This window comes from Parabacteroides sp. AM58-2XD (assembly GCF_003463685.1).
Taxonomy (GTDB): Bacteria; Bacteroidota; Bacteroidia; order Bacteroidales; family Tannerellaceae; genus Parabacteroides; species Parabacteroides segnis.
Genome location: NZ_QSDP01000244.1, coordinates 1 through 942 on the forward strand (window position 1 = coordinate 1; position 942 = coordinate 942).

A 942-nucleotide genomic window follows, 5' to 3' on the forward strand; every position below is an offset into this window, starting at 1 on the left:
CAATGTCATCAATTTAAGGTTCATAGTGCTCTTTTGTAATTAGTTAGAGTATAGTTTTTACAATTGGGCCTTCCTTTCCTTGCTCGTGGAAACTTTCTTCCCGGTCTGATGGGCACCAAATGCTTTTCAAATAGATGTTGCAACTCCATGAGTACAGAGTTTGTATTTCGAAAAAGAAATAGTTTCACAACTCCGTACTTCATGGATGCCCAGCTTATATTTTTGTTAACCTTATATTTGTATATTCTTGTTTTGCAAACTTGTTCAATATAAGGTTCACATTGTTTCTCAATCAGACTCTGCAAATTGAATAAAAACAGATTGGCCGCAAAGTCCTGTCTTATACAGATATCCCGTATGCCACTGAACTGACCTAGCTGGAGTTCTTCCTTGACATATCCATAGAACGTTTCGATTCCCCAGCGCATAAAATAAACTTTTTTAAGGTCTGCTATTGTATATAAAGAAGAATCATACAGGTTAGTGGCCAGAACTTCAACTTCTCCTGTGTCAAGCATTACTTTTACATAACGGATTTTTAACGGAGTTGTTTGGGATATCCAGATACCCATTTGCTTCAATTTAGCCAATGATTTATAGGAGGGATAAATGTCTACAGTTATATCCGATAAATCCGATTCAATAAATGCCTTAACTGTTCTATTGGCATTACTTGGAACCCTCATGACAAAATGAGTCTGCCTGTTTATCAGACAATACATGAGCCAATAACTAGGATAGCCCCTGTCGAAAAGCAAAAGAGATGGGCTTAACTCCAATCCTTCCAACACATCCAAAACGACTTTCTCTTCCGATTCGGCATAAGGCTGAAACAGACCTTTTATAGCTAGATGATTCATAACATCGTATAACACACATATGCGGGCAGCGGGATTACTTTGCCCCAGGCGGCTACCCGGACATCCGAACTTTTCTCTTAGT

1 protein-coding gene is annotated in these 942 nt (G+C 38.5%); it reads right to left on the minus strand.

The window, feature by feature from the left end; all coding sequences use genetic code 11:
* Positions 1-20: 20 nt before the first annotated feature.
* On the minus strand, positions 21-942 hold a 922-nt coding region (locus tag DXA15_RS25085; protein ID WP_128135850.1), incomplete at its 5' end, for a transposase.